This window comes from Sphingomonas sp. BL-S-30 (assembly GCF_055521475.1).
In genome coordinates, this window is sequence record NZ_CM145481.1 from 63,907 (window position 1) to 81,569 (window position 17,663).

General features: G+C 66.8%; 12 protein-coding genes. 8 read left to right on the forward strand and 4 right to left on the reverse strand.

All coding sequences use genetic code 11. From position 1 onward, the window contains the following. Positions 1-14: 14 nt before the first annotated feature. The 8 genes from manD (at position 15) to ACZ1I5_RS00265 (ending at position 10,339) form a co-directional block, all read left to right on the forward strand. Positions 15-1,226 (forward strand): D-mannonate dehydratase ManD, encoded by a 1,212-nt coding sequence (gene manD / locus ACZ1I5_RS00230; RefSeq protein ID WP_465171736.1) that lies wholly within the window; start codon positions 15-17, stop codon positions 1,224-1,226. Positions 1,227-1,260: 34 nt separating this feature from the next. Next, a complete protein-coding gene (locus tag ACZ1I5_RS00235; RefSeq protein ID WP_465171737.1) occupies positions 1,261-2,607 on the forward strand; it encodes an MFS transporter in 1,347 nt (448 codons plus the stop codon). Continuing rightward, positions 2,604-4,016, forward strand: coding sequence for a glucuronate isomerase (gene uxaC, locus ACZ1I5_RS00240; RefSeq protein WP_465171738.1), 1,413 nt, complete (start codon positions 2,604-2,606; stop codon positions 4,014-4,016). Before ACZ1I5_RS00235 ends, uxaC begins: the two co-directional genes overlap by 4 nt. A gap of 103 nt (positions 4,017-4,119) precedes the next feature. Then, entirely contained in the window at positions 4,120-5,586 is a 1,467-nt protein-coding gene (locus tag ACZ1I5_RS00245) for a mannitol dehydrogenase family protein (protein WP_465171740.1), read from the forward strand. Further along, positions 5,583-6,695: an endo-1,4-beta-xylanase gene (locus ACZ1I5_RS00250; protein ID WP_465171742.1), complete on the forward strand. Its 1,113-nt coding sequence runs from the start codon at positions 5,583-5,585 to the stop codon at positions 6,693-6,695. The genes ACZ1I5_RS00245 and ACZ1I5_RS00250 overlap by 4 nt, the downstream gene beginning before the upstream one ends. A 116-nt stretch (positions 6,696-6,811) precedes the next feature. Further along, the gene (locus ACZ1I5_RS00255; protein WP_465173866.1) at positions 6,812-8,038 is read left to right on the forward strand and encodes an SGNH/GDSL hydrolase family protein; all 1,227 of its coding nucleotides are present in this window, start codon (positions 6,812-6,814) and stop codon (positions 8,036-8,038) included. 187 nt (positions 8,039-8,225) lie between these two features. Continuing rightward, positions 8,226-9,794 carry an aldehyde dehydrogenase (NADP(+)) gene (locus ACZ1I5_RS00260; protein WP_465171743.1) on the forward strand — a complete coding sequence of 523 codons (1,569 nt, stop codon included), beginning with the start codon at positions 8,226-8,228 and terminating at the stop codon, positions 9,792-9,794. Continuing rightward, on the forward strand, positions 9,794-10,339 hold the full coding sequence (locus tag ACZ1I5_RS00265) for an NADPH-dependent FMN reductase (protein WP_465171744.1): 546 nt from the start codon (positions 9,794-9,796) through the stop codon (positions 10,337-10,339). The genes ACZ1I5_RS00260 and ACZ1I5_RS00265 overlap by 1 nt, the downstream gene beginning before the upstream one ends. 217 nt (positions 10,340-10,556) lie before the next feature. Here the strand turns inward: ACZ1I5_RS00265 and ACZ1I5_RS00270 are convergent, their stop codons facing one another. From ACZ1I5_RS00270 to ACZ1I5_RS00285, 4 genes are read right to left on the reverse strand one after another with little or no spacing between them, the layout of a single operon-like run. After that, positions 10,557-13,064 carry an ABC transporter permease gene (locus ACZ1I5_RS00270; protein ID WP_465171745.1) on the reverse strand — a complete coding sequence of 836 codons (2,508 nt, stop codon included), beginning with the start codon at positions 13,062-13,064 and terminating at the stop codon, positions 10,557-10,559. A gap of 9 nt (positions 13,065-13,073) precedes the next feature. Then, positions 13,074-15,530, reverse strand: a complete 2,457-nt coding sequence (locus ACZ1I5_RS00275) for an ABC transporter permease (protein WP_465171746.1) — start codon at positions 15,528-15,530, stop codon at positions 13,074-13,076. A 22-nt stretch (positions 15,531-15,552) separates the two neighbouring features. Next, the gene (locus ACZ1I5_RS00280; RefSeq protein ID WP_465171747.1) at positions 15,553-16,233 is read right to left on the reverse strand and encodes an ABC transporter ATP-binding protein; all 681 of its coding nucleotides are present in this window, start codon (positions 16,231-16,233) and stop codon (positions 15,553-15,555) included. 3 nt (positions 16,234-16,236) lie between these two features. Next, on the reverse strand, positions 16,237-17,562 hold the full coding sequence (locus ACZ1I5_RS00285) for an efflux RND transporter periplasmic adaptor subunit (protein WP_465171748.1): 1,326 nt from the start codon (positions 17,560-17,562) through the stop codon (positions 16,237-16,239). Positions 17,563-17,663: the final 101 nt, after the last annotated feature.

A 17,663-nucleotide genomic window follows, 5' to 3' on the forward strand; every position in this document is an offset into this window, starting at 1 on the left:
AACGGAAAGCTCTGATGCCGAAGATCACCAATGCCCGCGTCATCGTCACTTGCCCCGGGCGCAATTTCGTCACCCTGAAGATCGAGACCGACGAGGGCGTCTACGGCCTGGGCGACGCGACCCTCAACGGCCGTGAGCTGAGCGTCGCGAGCTATCTGCAGGATCATGTCGTGCCCTGCCTGATCGGGCGCGACGCGCACCGCATCGAGGATGTGTGGCAGTTCCTCTATAAGGGCGCCTATTGGCGCCGGGGCCCGGTGACCATGTCGGCGATCGCCGCGGTCGACACCGCGCTCTGGGACATCAAGGGCAAGATCGCCGGTCTCCCGGTGTATCAGCTGCTCGGCGGGGCGAGCCGCGAGGGCGTGATGGTCTATGGCCATGCCAACGGCAAGACGATCGAGGAGACGATCGACAACGCGCTTCATTACCAGTCGCTCGGCTACAAGGCGATCCGGCTCCAGTCGGGCGTGCCCGGCCTTGCCTCGACCTATGGCGTGTCGAAGGATCGCTATTTCTACGAGCCGGCCGATGCCGACCTGCCGACCGAGAATGTCTGGTCGAGCGAGAAATATCTCCGCTCGGTGCCGCCGCTGTTCGAAAAGGCCCGCGAGGCTTTGGGCTGGGACGTGCATCTGCTGCACGACATCCATCACCGCCTGACCCCGATCGAGGCAGGCCGTCTCGGCAAGGACCTGGAGCAATATCGCCCCTTCTGGCTCGAGGATGCGACCCCGGCCGAGAATCAGGCGAATTTCCGCCTGATCCGCCAGCACACCACCAGCCCGCTCGCGGTCGGTGAGATCTTCAACTCGATCTGGGACTGCAAGCAGCTCATCGAGGAGCAGCTGATCGACTATATCCGCGCGACCGTCGTCCATGCCGGCGGCATCACGCATCTGCGCCGCATCGCGAGCTTTGCCGACATGCACAATGTCCGCACCGGCTGCCACGGCGCGACCGACCTGTCGCCGGTATGCATGGCGGCGGCGCTCCATTTCGACCTGTCGGTGCCGAATTTCGGCGTTCAGGAATATATGCGTCACACCGACGAGACCGATGCGGTCTTCCCGCATGCCTATAGCTATGACAACGGCCTGATGCACCCGGGCGACAAGCCGGGCCTCGGCGTCGATCTCGATGAAGAACTGGCCGCGAAGTACGAATACAAGCGCGCCTATCTCCCGGTGAACCGCCTTGAAGACGGCACGATGACGAACTGGTGATGATGCCGAAGCAACGACAGGTGAGGGGATCCGAATGAACGCGACCGTCAGCGCCGAGGCGCCGATCCTGCCCAAGCCGTCAGGCAAGGTTCGCTGGATCGTCTGCGGACTGCTCTTCGCGGCGGTCGTGCTCAGCTATATCGACCGGCTCGTCCTGTCGGTGCTGAAGCCCGATCTCGCCGCGCAATATCATTGGACCGAGCAGGGTTATGCCGATCTCGCGGTGGCGTTCCAACTGACGTACGGCGTTGCCTATGTGATCTTCGGGCGGGTGGTCGACCGGGTCGGCGCGAAGATCGGCTATGCCATCGCCGTCTCGCTCTGGACGATCGGGCACGTCTCCCACATCTTCTTCACCACCACGACGGGCATGATGATCGCCCGGCTGACCCTTGCGTTCGGCGAGGCTGGTACTTTCCCCTCCGCCCTCGCTGCCGCGAATGAATGGTTTCCGAAACGCGAGCGCGCCTTCGCGATCGGCATCTTCAACGCAGGCTCCAATATCGGCGCGATCGTCACGCCGCTGCTGGTGCCGATCATCACCATTGCGTTCGGCTGGCGCTGGGCGTTCATCCTGACTGGCCTGCTGACGGTGATTTGGCTGGTCGCCTGGCTCGGTTTCTACAACCGCCCGTCAAAGCATCCGCGTGTCTCGGCGGAGGAACTCGCCTTCATCGAATCCGATCCGGCCCAGCCCGAGCAGGTTCGGGTGAAGCGCGGGTTTGTCGAGGGCGTGATCGCGCTGTTCCAGGATTATCGCGCGCTGTTCCGCCACCGTCAGACCTGGGCCTATATGGCCGGGCGCTTCCTGATCGATCCGGTGTGGTGGACCTTCCTGTTCTGGCTGCCCGACTTCTTCAACAAGCAATATAATGTGAAGATGCTCGAATTCGGGCCGCCGCTGGTGATGATCTACCTGATTGCGGATATCGGCTCGGTCGTCGGCGGCTGGATCTCGTCGCGGCTGATCGGCAAGGGCTATTCCATCAACCGGTCGCGCAAGACGGCGATGTTCTTCATGGCCCTGTTCGCGCTGCCTATCGCCTTCGCCACCGCCGCGCCGAACATGTGGGTCGCGGCCGGGCTGATCGGGCTTGCCTGCGCCGCGCATCAGGGCTTCTCGGCCAATGTCTATACCATCCCGGGCGATCTCTTCCCGCGCTGGCGCGCCGGTTCGGTGATCGGGCTCGGCGGTCTTGCCGGTGCGATCGGCGGCGCCTTGATGGCGAAATACGCAGGCTATATCCTGGCGACCGTCGGCAGCTTCCAGCCGATCTTCATTCTCGCGGCGTGCTCCTATCTGCTCGCGCTGCTTGTCGTCCACCTGATCGTGCCGCGCTGGGAGCCGGCCGTTCTCGCGCACAACGAAGGCAATCCATGACCAAGCTGACGCTCCACCCCGACCGCCTGTTCCCTGCCGAGGGCCGCACGCGCGACATTGCGCGTGCCTTGTACACCGGTGTCAAAGACCTGCCGATCGTCTCCCCGCACGGCCATACCGATCCGTCCTGGTTCGCCTATGACCAGCCTTTCGCCGATCCGGCGCAGCTGTTGATCGTGCCCGATCATTATGTCTTCCGCATGCTCTACAGCCAGGGCGTGCCACTGGAGAAATTGGGCGTGCCGACCGAGGATGGCAGCCCGACCGAAACCGACGGCCGCGCGATCTGGAAGATCTTCGCTGACCATTATCATCTGTTCCGCGGCACGCCGTCGTCGATGTGGCTCGACTGGGTGTTCGCTGAATGCTTCGGCTTCGAAGAGCGGCTCGATCCGTCGACCGCCGACCATTATTACGACTCGATCGATGCCGCGCTGAAGACACCCGCCTTCCGCCCGCGCGCGCTGTTCGAGCGTTTCGGCATCGAGGCGATCGCGACGACCGAAAGCCCGCTCGACCCGCTCGACCATCACCGCGCGATCCGCGAGAGTGGCTGGAGCGGCCGGGTGATGACGGCCTATCGCCCCGATCCCGTGATGGACCCGGAGGCCGCCGGCTTCCTCGCCAATATCGCGCGCTTCGGCGAGACGGCGGGCGAGGATATCGCGACCTTCGCGAGCTATCTCCGCGCGCACCAGTTCCACCGCGCGCGTTTCCGCGAGGCCGGGGCGACCTCGACCGATCATGGCCACCCCAGCGCCTTCACCGCCAATTTGCCCGCCGCCGAGGCCGAGGCGCTCTACCAGAAGGTCCGCACGGGCCAGGCGAGCGCCGCCGAGGCCGAGCTGTTCCGCGGCCAGATGCTGACCGAGATGGCGCGTATGTCGATCGAGGATGGCATGGTGATGCAGCTCCATCCCGGCGCCTTCCGCAGTCACAATCCCGGCGTGCTCGCGCGCTTCGGCCGCGACAAGGGCGCCGACATCCCGCTGCCGAGCGAGTTCGTCCACAATCTCAAGCCGCTGCTCGACGCCTATGGCAATGATCCGCGCCTGACGTTGATCCTCTTCACGCTCGACGAGGACACGTACAGCCGCGAGCTCGCGCCGCTCGCCGGCCATTATCCGTCGCTGCGGCTCGGCCCGCCCTGGTGGTTCCATGACAGCCCCGAGGGCATGCGCCGCTTCCGCCAGCGCGCGACCGAGACGGCGGGCTTCTACAACACGGTCGGCTTCAACGACGACACCCGCGCCTTCCTGTCGATCCCGGCGCGCCACGATGTCGCGCGGCGGATGGACTGCACCTTCCTCGCCCAGCTCGTTGCCGAGCACCGGCTTGAAGAGGATGAAGCGCATCAGGTGGCGAAGGCGCTGTCCTATGATCTGGTGAAGGCGGCGTACAAGCTGTGACGAACCTCCCTTCTCCTCTCGCCCTTTCTGCTTCCCCGGCGAAGGCCGGGGCCCAGTATCGGGCCGGTCGTAACTGGGCCCCGGCCTTCGCCGGGGAAGCAAAATGGTAGAGCGCCTCTCCAATGAAACGCTCGACGCGCTCCCGGCTGACGTCGCCGTCCCTTCCTACGATCGCTTCGCCGTGAAACCCGGCGTCGTCCATCTCGGCATCGGCGCCTTCCACCGCGCGCATCAGGCCGTGGTCTTCGAGGCGGCGCTGGAGTCGGGCGATCTGCGCTGGGGTATCACCGGCGCGTCGCTGCGGTCGGCCGGCGTGCGCGATGAAATGAACCCGCAGGATGGGCTCTACACCGTCGTCACGCGCGACGGGTCGGGCGATGCGCTGAAAGTGATCGGCGCGGTGCGCGAGGTACTCGTCGCGCCGGAAAACCCGGAGGCACTGGTCGAGCGGCTGGCCGATCCCGACACCCATATCGTCACGCTCACCGTGACCGAAAAGGGCTACAAGCTCGACCCGGCGACTGGCGCGCTGCTCGTGGGCGACCCCGATGTTTCGGCGGATTGCGCCGATCTGACCGCGCCGAAGACCGCGCCCGGATTCCTCGTGGCGGCGCTGTCCGCGCGGCGCGACCTGGGCCTGCCGCCCTTCACCGCCATCTCCTGCGACAATCTGCCGCATAATGGCCGGCGCCTCGAACAGGCAGTGCTCGCCATCGCCCGGGCACACGGCGCGCCGCTGGCCGAGTGGATCGAGGCGCATGGCGCGTTCCCTGAGACGATGGTCGACCGCATCGTGCCCGCCACCACCCCGGCGGATGTCGAGAAACTCGAAACCGCCCTGGGGGCGAGCGACCAGGCGATGGTGAAGGCCGAGCCCTTCCTGCAATGGGTGATCGAGGATCGTTTCTGCGGTCCGCGTCCCGAGTTCGAGAAGCTCGGCGTGCAGATCACGGCCGATGTCGCGCCGTGGGAAGAAGCCAAGCTGCGCATGCTCAACGGCGCGCATTCGGGCATTGCCTATCTCGGCGGGCTGGCCGGTATCGACTTCGTCCATGAGGTCGTCGCGATCCCGGCGTTCAAGCGCTTCGTCGAGGCTTTGTGGGACGAGGCCGAAGCGACCCTGTCGCCGCCGCCGGGGCTCGACGTCGCCGCCTATCGCACGGCGCTGATGGAGCGCTTCGCCAACCCGGCGCTCCAGCATCGCACGCGCCAGATCGCGATGGACGGGTCGCAGAAACTGCCGCAACGCCTGCTGGCGCCGATCGCGGCGCGGCGTGCGGAGGGGCTCGAGGTGGACGCGCTGGCACTCGCCGTCGCGGCGTGGATGCGCTGGCAGGGCGCGCGCGACGATAGCGGCGCGACGCATGTCGTCGACGATCCGCTCGCCGCCGTCACCGCCGCCCGGCTCGATGGCGTAACCGATCCCGCAGCACAGGTCGCGGCGCTGCTCTCGATCGACGCAGTGTTCCCGCCGGCGCTTGCCGCCGACGAGATTTTCCGAGCCGCGCTGGTGCGGCACCTCACATCGCTCGCCGCCAACGGCGCACGCGCCACGGTGGAGGCACTGTGACCGGGTTCAGCCGCCGTGAAGCGCTCGGCGCTGCTGCTGCGGCGGCCCTGCTCGTGCCGGGCGAGGCGCTGGCGGCAGCGCCGGGGCTCGACGCGATCGGCAAGCAGCGCGGCATCCGCTTCGGCACCTGTCTGGGTGGCCGGGGTTTCCAGGACCAGCGCTACCGCGCGCTGATCGCCGAGCAATGCGGGCTGATCGTCCCCGAGAACGAGCTGAAATGGCAGGCACTCCGTCCTGATGCGAAGACCTTCGATTTCGCCCGCGCCGATGCGCTGATCGCCTGGGCCAAATCGGTCGGGCTCGCGACACGCGGCCATACGCTGCTGTGGCAGAAGACCGAGCGCTATCCGAAATGGCTGGTCGAGCATGATTTCGGCACCAGCCCGCGCGCCGAGGCCGAACGCTTGCTGACCGAGCATGTCTCGACGGTCGCCGGCCGCTACAAGACCCTACCCAGCTTCGATGTGGTCAATGAGGCCGTCGACGAGAAGACGGGCCAACTGCGCGAGACCGTGCTGACCACGCCGCTCGGCGCGGAGACCGTCATCGACATCGCCTTCCGGACCGCCCGTGCCGCCGCGCCGGACATGCAGCTCGTCTATAACGATTATATGAGCTGGGAGCCCGGCAACGAGCTTCACCGCAGCGGCGTGCTCAAGCTGCTCGAGGCGCTGAAGAAGCGTGGCACCCCGGTCGATGCGCTCGGCATCCAGTCGCATATCGGCGCGCCCGGCCGCGGCAATGGCGCCCCGTTCGGCACGCGCGACGAAAAGGCGTGGCGCGCCTTTCTCGACGCGGTGACCGGCATGGGCCTCAAACTGCTCGTCACCGAGATGGACGTGAACGACAAGCTGCTGCCGACCGACATCGTCGCGCGCGACCGCGCGGTCGCGGACTATGCCAGGGCGTTCCTCGACTCCCTGCTCGCCTATCCGCAGCTGGATACGATCCTGTTCTGGGGGCTCGCCGACAACTATAGCTGGCTGCAGGGCCTGACGCCGCGCTTCGACGGGCTGGCCAAGCGCTGTTGCCCCTATGGCATGGACTATGAGCCCAAGCCGATCCGCGAGGCGGTTGCGGCGGCGCTTGGCGGCGCGGCGCAACGATGATCAGCCAGCGCCTGCTTCTTGTGTCCCCGCGAAGGCGGGGACCCAGCCTGGGCTCCCGCCTTCGCGGGAGCACAAGAAGTGTGATCGCAACGATAAGAGGGGACCTGCCGATGAGCATGATCAGGCGCGTGTTCGCCGCATCCCTGTTGTGCATGGCCGTGGCCGGCTCCGCCGCGCCGCCGCCTCAGCGCTGGCTGCGGAGCTGGGCCTCGTCGCAGCAGGTTCCCGAGCCGAACAACGCCCTGCCCGATGCCGACCTGAAGGACGCGACCCTGCGCCAGATGGTGCGCGTCACCGTCGGCGGACAACAGATCCGGGTGATGCTGTCCAACGCCTTCGGCACCGAGCCGCTGCGCGTCGACGCGGCGCATGTCGCCCTCTCGGCGGGAAGCGCCACCTCGAAGATCGACCCGGCGAGCGACCGGGCACTGACCTTTGACGGCGTGTCCGACGTGACGATTCCCGCGGGCGCCAGCTACCTGTCCGATCCGGTGGCGCTGCGCGTACCGGCGCTGGCCAGCCTTGCCATCACGCTTCACCTGCCCGACGCACCAGCGCGCCAGACCGGTCATCCCGGCTCACGCGCGACCTCCTATGTCGTGACCCGCAACAGGGTGGCGCTGCCCGAGCTGACTGGCGCGAAGACGGTCGATCACTGGTACCAGATCGCCGGAGTCGAGGTGCTCGCCCCCGTCGGCGCACGCGCGGTCGTGACGCTGGGCGATTCGATCACGGACGGCAATGGTTCCACCACCAATGGCAATGATCGCTGGCCCGATCGCCTGGCCGACCGGCTTCAGGCTTCGCCCGCCACGCGCAATATTTCGGTGCTCAACCACGGCATCGGCGGCGGGCGGCTGCTGCTCGACGGGCTTGGCCCCAATGCGCTCGCGCGCTTCGACCGCGATGTGCTGGCGCAGACCGGGGTGCGCTACCTGATCGTGCTGGAGGGCGTGAACGATCTCGGCACCTTCACCCGCGATGCGCCGCAGACGCCGGAAGCGCATGCCGCGCTCGTTCGCCGGATCATCGGCGCCTATCGTCAGATCGTCACCCGCGCCCGCGCCGCTGGCATCAAGGCGATCGGCGGGACGATCCTGCCCTATGGCGGCAACGACTATTATCATCCCGACGCGCGGAACGAGGCCGATCGTCAGGCGATCAACGCCTGGATCCGCACGCCCGGCAATTTCGACGCGGTGGTCGATTTCGACGCGGTGATGCGCGACCCGAAGAATCCGATGCGCCTGCGCGCCGATCTCGACAAGGGCGATCATCTTCACCCGAGCGTCGCCGGCCACCGTGCGATGGGGGACGCCGTATCGCTGGCGCTGTTCAAATGAAGGGGATCGAACAAGGGCTTTGACACCGCGACACCGGCCACGGCACAGGCGAGCCGCGCCGCTGGTCCGGATCGCGGCACGGAATTTAGAGGCAAAAGGCGATTCAGGGCTCCCCGCCCCTCGAACGCGCCGCAACCGTAACTATTTACACCCCGAACCGACCGCGGAAGCGGCCAAGGAGATCAGCATGACCATCAACGGCGAAATGTTCATCGGCGCGCGTGCCGTACGCGGTACCCAGGGCGAGATCCGCGCGGTCCAGGCCGAGACCGGCGAGCCGATGGAGCCCGCGTTCGGCGGCGCCACGCTCGAAGACCTGGATGCTGCCTGCGCCCTCGCCGACGCGGCGTTCGACACCTATCGCGAGACCTCGCCCGAGGATCGCGCCAAGTTCCTCGAAACCATCGCCGACAACATCATCGCCATCGGCGACGATCTGATCGTGCGCGCCATGGCCGAAACCGGCCTGCCGCGCGGCCGCCTCGAGGGCGAGCGTGGGCGCACCTGCGGCCAGCTCCGCCTGTTCGCCCAGGTCGTGCGCGACGGCCATTATCTCGACGTGCGCATCGACCATGCCGATCCGGCCCGTGCGCCCGCGCCCAAGCCCGATCTGCGGTTGCGCAACATCGGTATCGGCCCGGTCGCGGTGTTCGGCGCCTCCAACTTCCCGCTCGCCTTCTCGGTCGCCGGCGGCGACACGGCGTCGGCGCTCGCCGCGGGCTGCCCGGTGGTGACCAAGGCGCACAGCGCGCATCCCGGCACCTCGGAGCTGGTCGGTCGCGCGGTCAAGGACGCCGTCGCTCAGTGCGGCCTGCCCGAAGGAGTCTTCTCGCTGCTGTTCGATTCAGGCCGCACCATCGGCCAGGGCCTGGTCGCCGATGCGCGCATCAAGGCGGCGGGCTTCACCGGCTCGCGCGGCGGTGGCACCGCGCTGATGAAGATCGCGCAGAACCGTCCCGAGCCGATCCCGGTCTATGCCGAGATGAGCTCGATCAACCCGGTCGTGCTGTTCCCGAACGCGCTGGCGGAAAAGGCGGAGTCGACCGCCAAGGCGTTCGTCGGCTCGCTCACGCTTGGCGCCGGCCAGTTCTGCACCAATCCGGGCCTGATCCTCGCGCTCGACGGCCCCGATCTCGATACCTTCGTCGCGGCGGCGGCGGCGGCGCTGGGCGACATGCCGGCATCGACCATGCTCACCCCGGGTATCGCCAAGGCATACCAGACCGGCGTCGAGGCGATCGGCAGCCACAACACGGTGGAGACGGTCGCGCGCGGCAAGCCGGGTCATCATTGCCAGGGCCAGGCCGGCCTGTTCCAGACCAGCGCGGAAGATTTCCTGACGCATCATGAGCTGCAGGACGAGATCTTCGGCGCGGCCTCGCTGATCGTGCGGTGTGCGGATCTGGAATCGGTGACCAATGTCGTCGATCATCTCGAAGGCCAGCTCACCGCGGCGATCCACATTGTCGAGGCGGATCATCCCGAGGCGGCGAAGATGATCCCGCATCTCGAGCGCAAGGTCGGCCGCATCCTGGTCAACGGCTTCGGCACTGGCGTGGAAGTGGCGCATGCCATGGTCCATGGCGGTCCTTATCCGTCGACCGCCGATGGCCGCTCGACCTCGGTCGGCAGCAAGGCGATCGACCGCTTCCTGCGCCCGGTGTCGTACCAGGATCTGCCGGACGGCCTGCTGCCCGCAGCACTCCGGGAAGCAAATCCGCTGGGCATCGAGCGCCTCGTCGACGGCAAGCGTTGATGGGACTGCGGCTGGTCGGCATTTCGGGAAGCCTGAGACGGCATTCCTTCAATGCCGGCCTGTTGCGGGCAGCGCGCGATGCCATGCCCGAGGGCGCGGCGCTGGCGATCCACTCGATCGCCGGCGTCCCGCTCTATGATGCCGATGTCGAGGCGGAAGGCATCCCGGACGCGGTCACCTTGCTCAAGGACGCGGTGGCCGAAGCGGACGGGCTGCTGCTCGTCACGCCCGAATATAACAATGGCGTGCCGGGCGTGTTCAAGAACGCGATCGACTGGATGTCGCGGCCCGGCTCGGACATTGCACGCGTGTTCGGCGGCAAGCCCGTCGCCATGATCGGCGCTTCACCCGGCAATTTCGGCACGATCCTGTCGCAAAATGCGTGGCTGCCGACTCTGCGTACGCTCGGCACCGAACTCTGGACCGGGCAGAGGCTGCTGGTCTCCGGCGCCGGCCAGGCCTTCGATGCCGAGGGCAATCTGATCGACGATGCCGTGCGCGCGAAGCTCGCGCGGTTCATGGCGGGGTTCGTCGCCTCGCTCTGATCTTTCCGGCGTCCCGCGCTCCGAACGAATTTGGGCGTTCGGTGCGAATTAAATATCTGATATATAAAGATATTTCTGGCATCGCCCGCTAGTGCCCCGTCCTGAGATATGGGACAAGATGGTGTCCCATATCTCCCGCCGCCGTCCCAGGAGCCGATCACGGGTTGGGATGTTGCCGCGGCAGGCCGAGGAAAAGGAGCCTGCCGCGACGTCCCCTTTATTCGTAGCGCAGCGCCCGGATCGGGCTCGTCCTTGCCACGCGATAGGCGTGCGCCGAAATCGTCCCGATCGCGATGACCATCGCCAGCAGCCCGGCGAGCAGGAACGGCACCGGCGTCAGCGCGATCCGCGTATCGAAGCCGTTCAGCCACCCGCGCATCACCCACCAGGCGACCGGCCAGGCGATCAGGTTGGCGATCAGCACCGGCCGGCTGAACTGCCACACCAAGAGGCGCAGGATGTCGCGCGTGCGGGCGCCCAGCACCTTGCGGATGCCGATCTCCTTGGTGCGCCGTTCCGCGGTGAAGGAGGCCAGGCCGAACAGCCCGAGGCAACCGATCACCACCGCCAGGATCGCGAACATGCCGAACAACTGGGCGCGTGCCTCGTCCGCATTATAGAGGTCGCGGACGACGTCGTCGACGAACTTGGCGCCGAACGGGATATCGGGAACCTGGCGCTTCCAGATCGCCTCGATCTGGTCATAGACTGCCTTGTGCGCCACGCCCTGGAAGCGCACGGCCATGCTGTAGAAAGTGTTGGTCTGGTAGAAATAGAAGATCGGCTGGATCGGGTCGCGCGCCGAGCGATAACGCACGTCGCTGACGATGCCGATCACGGTCGCCGGCACCTGGCCATATTCGGCCAAGGTCATGCCGGTCATCACCGTCTTGCCCAGCGCGGTCTGCGGATCGGTGAAGCCCAGCCGCCGCGCCGCTTCCTCGCTCAGGATGATGTTCACGCCGCGCTGGACGAGCGCGCGTTCCGCTTCGGGAACCGCCGGCTGGGGCGTGGTCGCGTCGTCGCGCGGCTGGTTCTCGGAAAAGGTCCGGCCGGCGACCAGGCGGATGCCCATCGTCTTGAAGAAGTCCGGATCGACGCCGTAGATGCCGAGCGCGACGGGGTTGGTGCTGCCCGGCACATTGACCGTCGTCACCGAATTATTGCCCGGATTGACCCAGATGGTCGAGCGCGCGACCGAGGTGACGCCGGGAATCCGCCGGATTTCCTCCATCAGCGATCGTGAGACCCGGTCCACCTGGGGGCGGGCGATATTGCCGACCTGCAACAGGCCGTCGCGCTTGTATCCGGCGTCCGCCGTGCGGGCATAGACGGTCTGCGAATAGACGATCGCAGTGCAGATGATCAGGCCGATCGAGACCGCGAACTGGCCCACCACCAGGATGTTGCGCAAATGGCCCGACCCTTCGGCATCGGCGGCGGACTTGTTGGCCTTGAGCACGCGCGCCGGCTGGAAGCGCGACAGCACCAGCGCGGGATAGACGCCGCCCGCCAGCCCGACGAGCAGGGTCAGTCCGATCACCGGCAGCATCAGCCCGTCGAACGCGAAATAGCGCAGCGCGATATCGGCCTTCAGAAAGGCGTTGAGGGCAGGCAGGGCCAGCTCAACCAGCGCCAGTGCGACCAGCATCGCGATCGCGGCAAGCAGGATCGATTCGCCGATGAACTGGGTGATGAGCTGCCGCCGGGTCGCGCCGAGCACCTTGCGTAGCGCCACTTCGCGTGCCCGCTGAGTCGCCCGGGCGGTCGCCAGGTTGGTGAAGTTCACGCACGCCATGGCGAGGATCAGCAGCGCGATGATCGCGAAGGTGATGATCGTGCCGCGATCATTGCCCGGCCGCATCGACGCCATCTGCGCCGCGCCGAGATGGATGTCGCGGACATTGACCAGCTTCCAGTCCTGATCGTCGCCGGCATTATATTTGCGGCTCCCGTCATTCTCGTCGGGGATGTTGCGCTTCTCCCAGGCCGGGAGTGTCGCATGGATCGCATTCACATCGGCGCCGGGCTTGAGCCGGACGAAATAATTGCCGCCCTGGCTGTTCCAGCTCGTCAGCACGGACGGCACCCGGGCGAAAAAAGCACCCGGATCGAAGCGCGCGATCATGTTCATCGCCAGCGACGTGTTCTTCGGCAGGTCGCGGTACACGCCGGTGATCCGGTAGTCCGCGGTCATGTCGCCGGCGGTCAGGGTCACAGTCCGGCCGACCGGATTGCCCGCGCCGAACAGCTTCTTCGCCTGGGTCTGGCTGAGTGTCATCGCATGCGGATCGTCCAGCGCATGCGCCGGATCGCCATAGATGAACGGCATTTCCAGCACCGAGAAGAGCGGTCCATCGGTGAACACGCCGTCGTCGATAGTGGCCGGCTGCCCGTCCTTGATGACCACCGCATCGGTGTTCTTGACGTAGACGGCGTGCTCGACCTGCGGGAAATCCTTCTTCAGTGCGACGCCCGAGACATAGCTCGTCACCTGCAGCTTCATGTCCTCGCCGCCCTGGGGCGTGGCATGGTAGAAATCCTGCAGCTCATAGGTGCGGTCGGCATTGGGCAGCCAGCTGTCGTAGCTGAATTCATATTTCACGAAGCCGAGGATCAGCAGGCATGCGGCGATGCCCAGCGCCAGGCCGGCGATGTTGATGAAGGCGTAAGCGCGGTTCTTGGCGAGCGCTCGGATGCCGACGGTCATGTAATTGCGCCACATGTCCTTGTCCTATTCGTAACGGAGGGCGTGGATGGGGTTGAGGCGGGCGACGCGGATCGACTGGCCCGCGACGGTGGCCAGCGCGATGGCGAGCGCGATCAGGCCGGCGAGCGCGAAGGGAGTGGGCGTCAGCGCGATCCGCGTGTCGAAGGTGTTGAGCCAGTCGCGCATCGCCCACCACGCCGCCGGCCAGGCGACGAGATTGGCGAGCACCACGGGTTTGGAGAACTGCCAGGCGAGCAGGCGGACGATGTCGCGCACTCTGGCGCCCAGCACCTTGCGAATCCCGATCTCCTTGGTGCGCCGCTCGGTGGCGAAGGAGGCGAGGCTGTAGAGGCCGAGACAGGCGATCACGATCGCGAGCAGCGAGAACGCGGCGAACAGTGCGGTGCGTGCGCGGTCGGCGGCATAGAGCTCGCGCACGATGTCGTCGGCGAAGCGCGCCTCGAACGGAATTTCGGGTTCGAACTTGCGCCAGACCTTGTTCAGCGCCGCCATCACATCGCCCGGGCGCGCGGCCGCATAGCGGACGAGCACCTGGTCGGTGTGCTCGGGATCATAGGCATAGACGATCGGCTCGATCGCATCCCGTGCGGTGCGGAATCGCGTATCCTCGACGACGCCGGCAATCGTCGAGGGGACCATCACCCATCCGTCGAACGCGATCCGCACCACTTGCCCGATCGCTGCCTGGGGGGAGCGATAGCCGAGCTTGGCGGCGGCGGAGCGGTTGATCACCACGTTGATGCCCCGCGCGGCGAGGTCGTTCGGGGTCGTGCCGGCGATCCGGTCGGCGGCGACGCGATCGCCGAGCAGGCGGCCGGCGAGCAGCTTGATGTCCATCGTCTGCAGGAACTGGGTGTCGATGCCGTAGAACCCCATCGAGACATGGTCGGGGGCGCCCGACGCCTGCATCAGCCGGACGGGCTTGTCGGTCGACGCGAGTCCAAGCCCGGTGCGGCCGACGCCGGTGACGCCGGGAATGGCGAGCATCGCGGTGCGCGCGGCCTCATATTCGGAGCCCTGGGTGAAGCGCCAGGCATTGGCGATCTGCACCAGCCCGTCGCGGCGATAGCCGGGGTCGACTGCCTCGACATAACGCGTCTGGGAATAGATCACCGAGGTGCAGACAATCAGCCCGATCGCGATGGCGAACTGAAAAAGGACGAGCGCGGCGCGGAACCGGCCGCTGCCCGGCGTCTCGACCGAGGATCTGTTGGCGCGGAGCACGGCGGCGGGCTGGAAACGGCTGAGATAAAAGGCCGGATAGAGGCCACCCAGCAGCCCGGTCGCGACGTACAGCCCCAGTGCGGGCCACAGCATGCCGCCCTTGCCCAGATACTGGATGTGGAGATCCGCGCCGATCCAGGCCGCGATCCACGGAGTCGCCAGCTCGACGATGGTCAGCGCGAACAGCATCGCGAAGGCCGCCAGCATCAGGCTCTCCCCCAGGAACTGGCCGATCAGCTGACCGCGCGATGCGCCCAGCACCTTGCGCAGCGCCACTTCACGGGCGCGCTGCGTGGCGCGCGCGGTGGAGAGGTTGACGAAGTTCATCACCGCCATGCCTAGCGTCAGCAGCGCGACGATCGCGAAGGTCGCGAGCGAACGCGGGTCACCGCCGGGCATCATCGCTGCTTCCTGCGCCGCGCCCAGATGGACCTGCTCGATCGGCACCAGCGTGAAATCCATGAGATCGGCCATCGATGCCGGCTTGCCGTCGATCGTCTCGGGCTCGATCGCGCGTTTTTCCCAGGCGGGGAGCCCGGCATTGACCGCCGCGACGTCCGCGCCGGCGCGCAGCCTGACGAAATGCTGCTGGTTGAAATTGCCCCAGCCGCGATCCGGGCTCTGGCCCGGATCGCGGCGGACGACGATGCCCAGCTTCAGACTGGTATTGCGCGGCAGGTCGCGCAGCACGCCGCTGACCCGACGGTCGCGCTTGCCCGGCCCGGCGCCGAGGCTCAAGCGCTTGCCCAGCGCATCGGCGGTGCCGAATTGGCGGATCGCCTCGCGCTCGGTCAGCACGACCGTATGGGGGTCGCGGAGCGCGGTCGCCGCCGAGCCCTGGGCGAAGGGCAAGGCGAATACCTGGAAGAACTCCGGGTCGACGGTGATCACGTCGATGAACATCGGTTGGCCGTCATGCTCGGTGACGGTCTTTCCCAAGGAGACTGACGTAATGGCTTCGATCTGCGGAAAGCCGCCAGCCAGCCTGTCGTGAAGCGGAAACGGGCTCGCCTGGGTATGGACGATGGCCTGGGCCGGCGGACGGATCGTCGTCTGGATCTGATGGACGCGGGCGCTGTCGGGTAGCCAGCTATCGTAGCTGCGCTCATATTGGACATAGCCCAGGATCAGCAGGCAACCGGCGAGCCCGAGCGCGAGCCCGCCGATGTTGATCGCCGCATAGACGCGGTTCCGCGCCAGCATGCGGAGCGTGATCAGCAGATAGTTGCGCCACATCCCCTGAGCCTCCCCGTGTCGTTCAGGCCGCGCGGCGGTGCTGCTGCAGGATGCGGCCGTCGAGCATGTTGACGACGCGGCTGGCATAATCGGCATGCGCCGGGGAGTGCGTGACCATCACGATGGTCGATCCTTCCGCGTTCAGCTGCTGCAGCATGCGCATCACTTCGTCGCCGTGATTGGTGTCGAGGTTGCCGGTCGGCTCGTCGGCCAGGATCAGCTTTGGTTCGGCGACGAGCGCACGGGCGACGGCGACGCGCTGCTGCTGGCCGCCCGAAAGCTGGCTCGGCCGATGGCGGGCGCGGTGCGCGATGCCGACGCGGTCCATCACGGCGTCGGTACGGCGCTTGCGCTCGGCCGCGGGCACGTCGTGATAGAGCAACGCGAGCTCGACATTCTCGCGCACCGACAGCTCGTCGACCAGGTTGAAGCTCTGGAAGATGAAGCCGATATTGGCCTTACGCACTTCGGCGAGACGACTTTCGCCGAGGCCGGCGACTTCCTGCCCGTTGAACACATAGGAGCCGCCGGTGGGGGAATCGAGCATGCCCATCAGGTTGAGCAGGGTCGATTTGCCGCAGCCCGACGGTCCCATGATCGCAACGAATTCGCCATCGGCGATATCGAGGTCGATCGCGTCGAGCGCCGTCGTCTCGATCGTGTCGGTGCGGTAGGTCCGCGAAAGCGCGCGCATTTCGAGCATGGCTTAGTCCTTTCCTTTGGCCGTCAGGTCGAGACGGTCCTTGTCTGCGAAACCGGTATAGGGGGAGGTGATGACGCGCTCGCCGGGGTCGAGCCCTTCGAGCACTTCGATCGAATCGGGGTTGCGGCGGCCGAGGCGGACCGGGCGCTTCACCGCGCTGCCGCCATCGGGCGAGACCACGAACACCCAGTTGCCGCCCGTCTCGTTGTAGAAGGCGCCAGCCGGGATCAGCCGCGCCGGGGCGGGGTCGCCCAGGGTCAGCTTGGCCTGCATCGTCTGGCCGCGCTGGATATTGGCGGGCTCGGTGCCAAGGAACTGCAGATCGACCTGGAACTGACCGTTCTGCACCTGCGGATAGATTTTGGTGACGCGGGCGGCGAAGGTCTTGCCGTTCCAGTCGACGCTGGCCTTCTGGCCGAGCTGGACCCGGCCGAGATAGAATTCGTCGACGCCCGCCATCAGCTTGTTGCGGCCCGGGCTGTCGATCTGGCCGATACGCTCGCCGCGCTGGAGCGACTGGCCGACCTGGATCGAGAAGCCCGACAGCTGGCCGGCGACCGGCGCGCGCAGGTTGAGCGCGTCGAGATTGGCGCGGGCGAGCTGCAGGCTCGATTGCATCGACGCGGCGGAGGCGCGCTGCTGGGCGAGCTGGCTGCCCTGCAGCCGCTCGTCGGTCGCCTGGCTGCGGCGGGTCACGTCCATGCGCTTCTGCGCCGACATATATTCGTCGCGCGTATCGTTGAACTGCTTGCCCGAGACGAAGCCGCGCGCGGCGAGCGGCTGCTCGCGCTCATACTGACGGCGTGCCTTGGTCGCGGCGAGATCGGCGTCGATCAGCGACCGCTCGTTGGCGAGGCGGGTCTGGGCGAGCGCAAGCTCCTGGCTGCGCATATTGTTGATCTGCTGCTCGACCTCGGTCTGGCGGGCGAGCGTGGAGAGCTGAAGCTCGGCATTGGACAATTCAACGATCAGCTCGCCCTTGGCGAGGCTGGCGCCGTCCTCGGCGATCACCTTCTCGACCCGGCCGCCCTCGATCGCATCGAGATAGACGGTGAGGAGCGGGGTGACGCGCGCGCGGAGCGGAATGAAGTCCTCGAACTGGCCGGTGCGGACCGGCGAGATGGTCAGCCGGTCGGTGGCGACGGTCTGCGATCCGCCGCGCGGCGCGAAGAACCAGAAGGCGAGGATGGCGACCAACAACAATGCACCGCCAAGCGCGAGCCTGGTGCGCGTCGAGAGCTTCTTCGTCTCGACCGCGCGGTCCATCCCGCTACCCGTGACCGGGCGGTCTCCGCCCGGCTGGTCACCCTTCATGCGTACGACACTCATCTGCGCTCCCCTGGTCGGGCCATGCTCAGCAAGCGGCGTGCCAGCCTCGATATCGCGGAACATCGCGGGTCAGGCCTTGGCCGAGTGTCCGGTTCCGGACA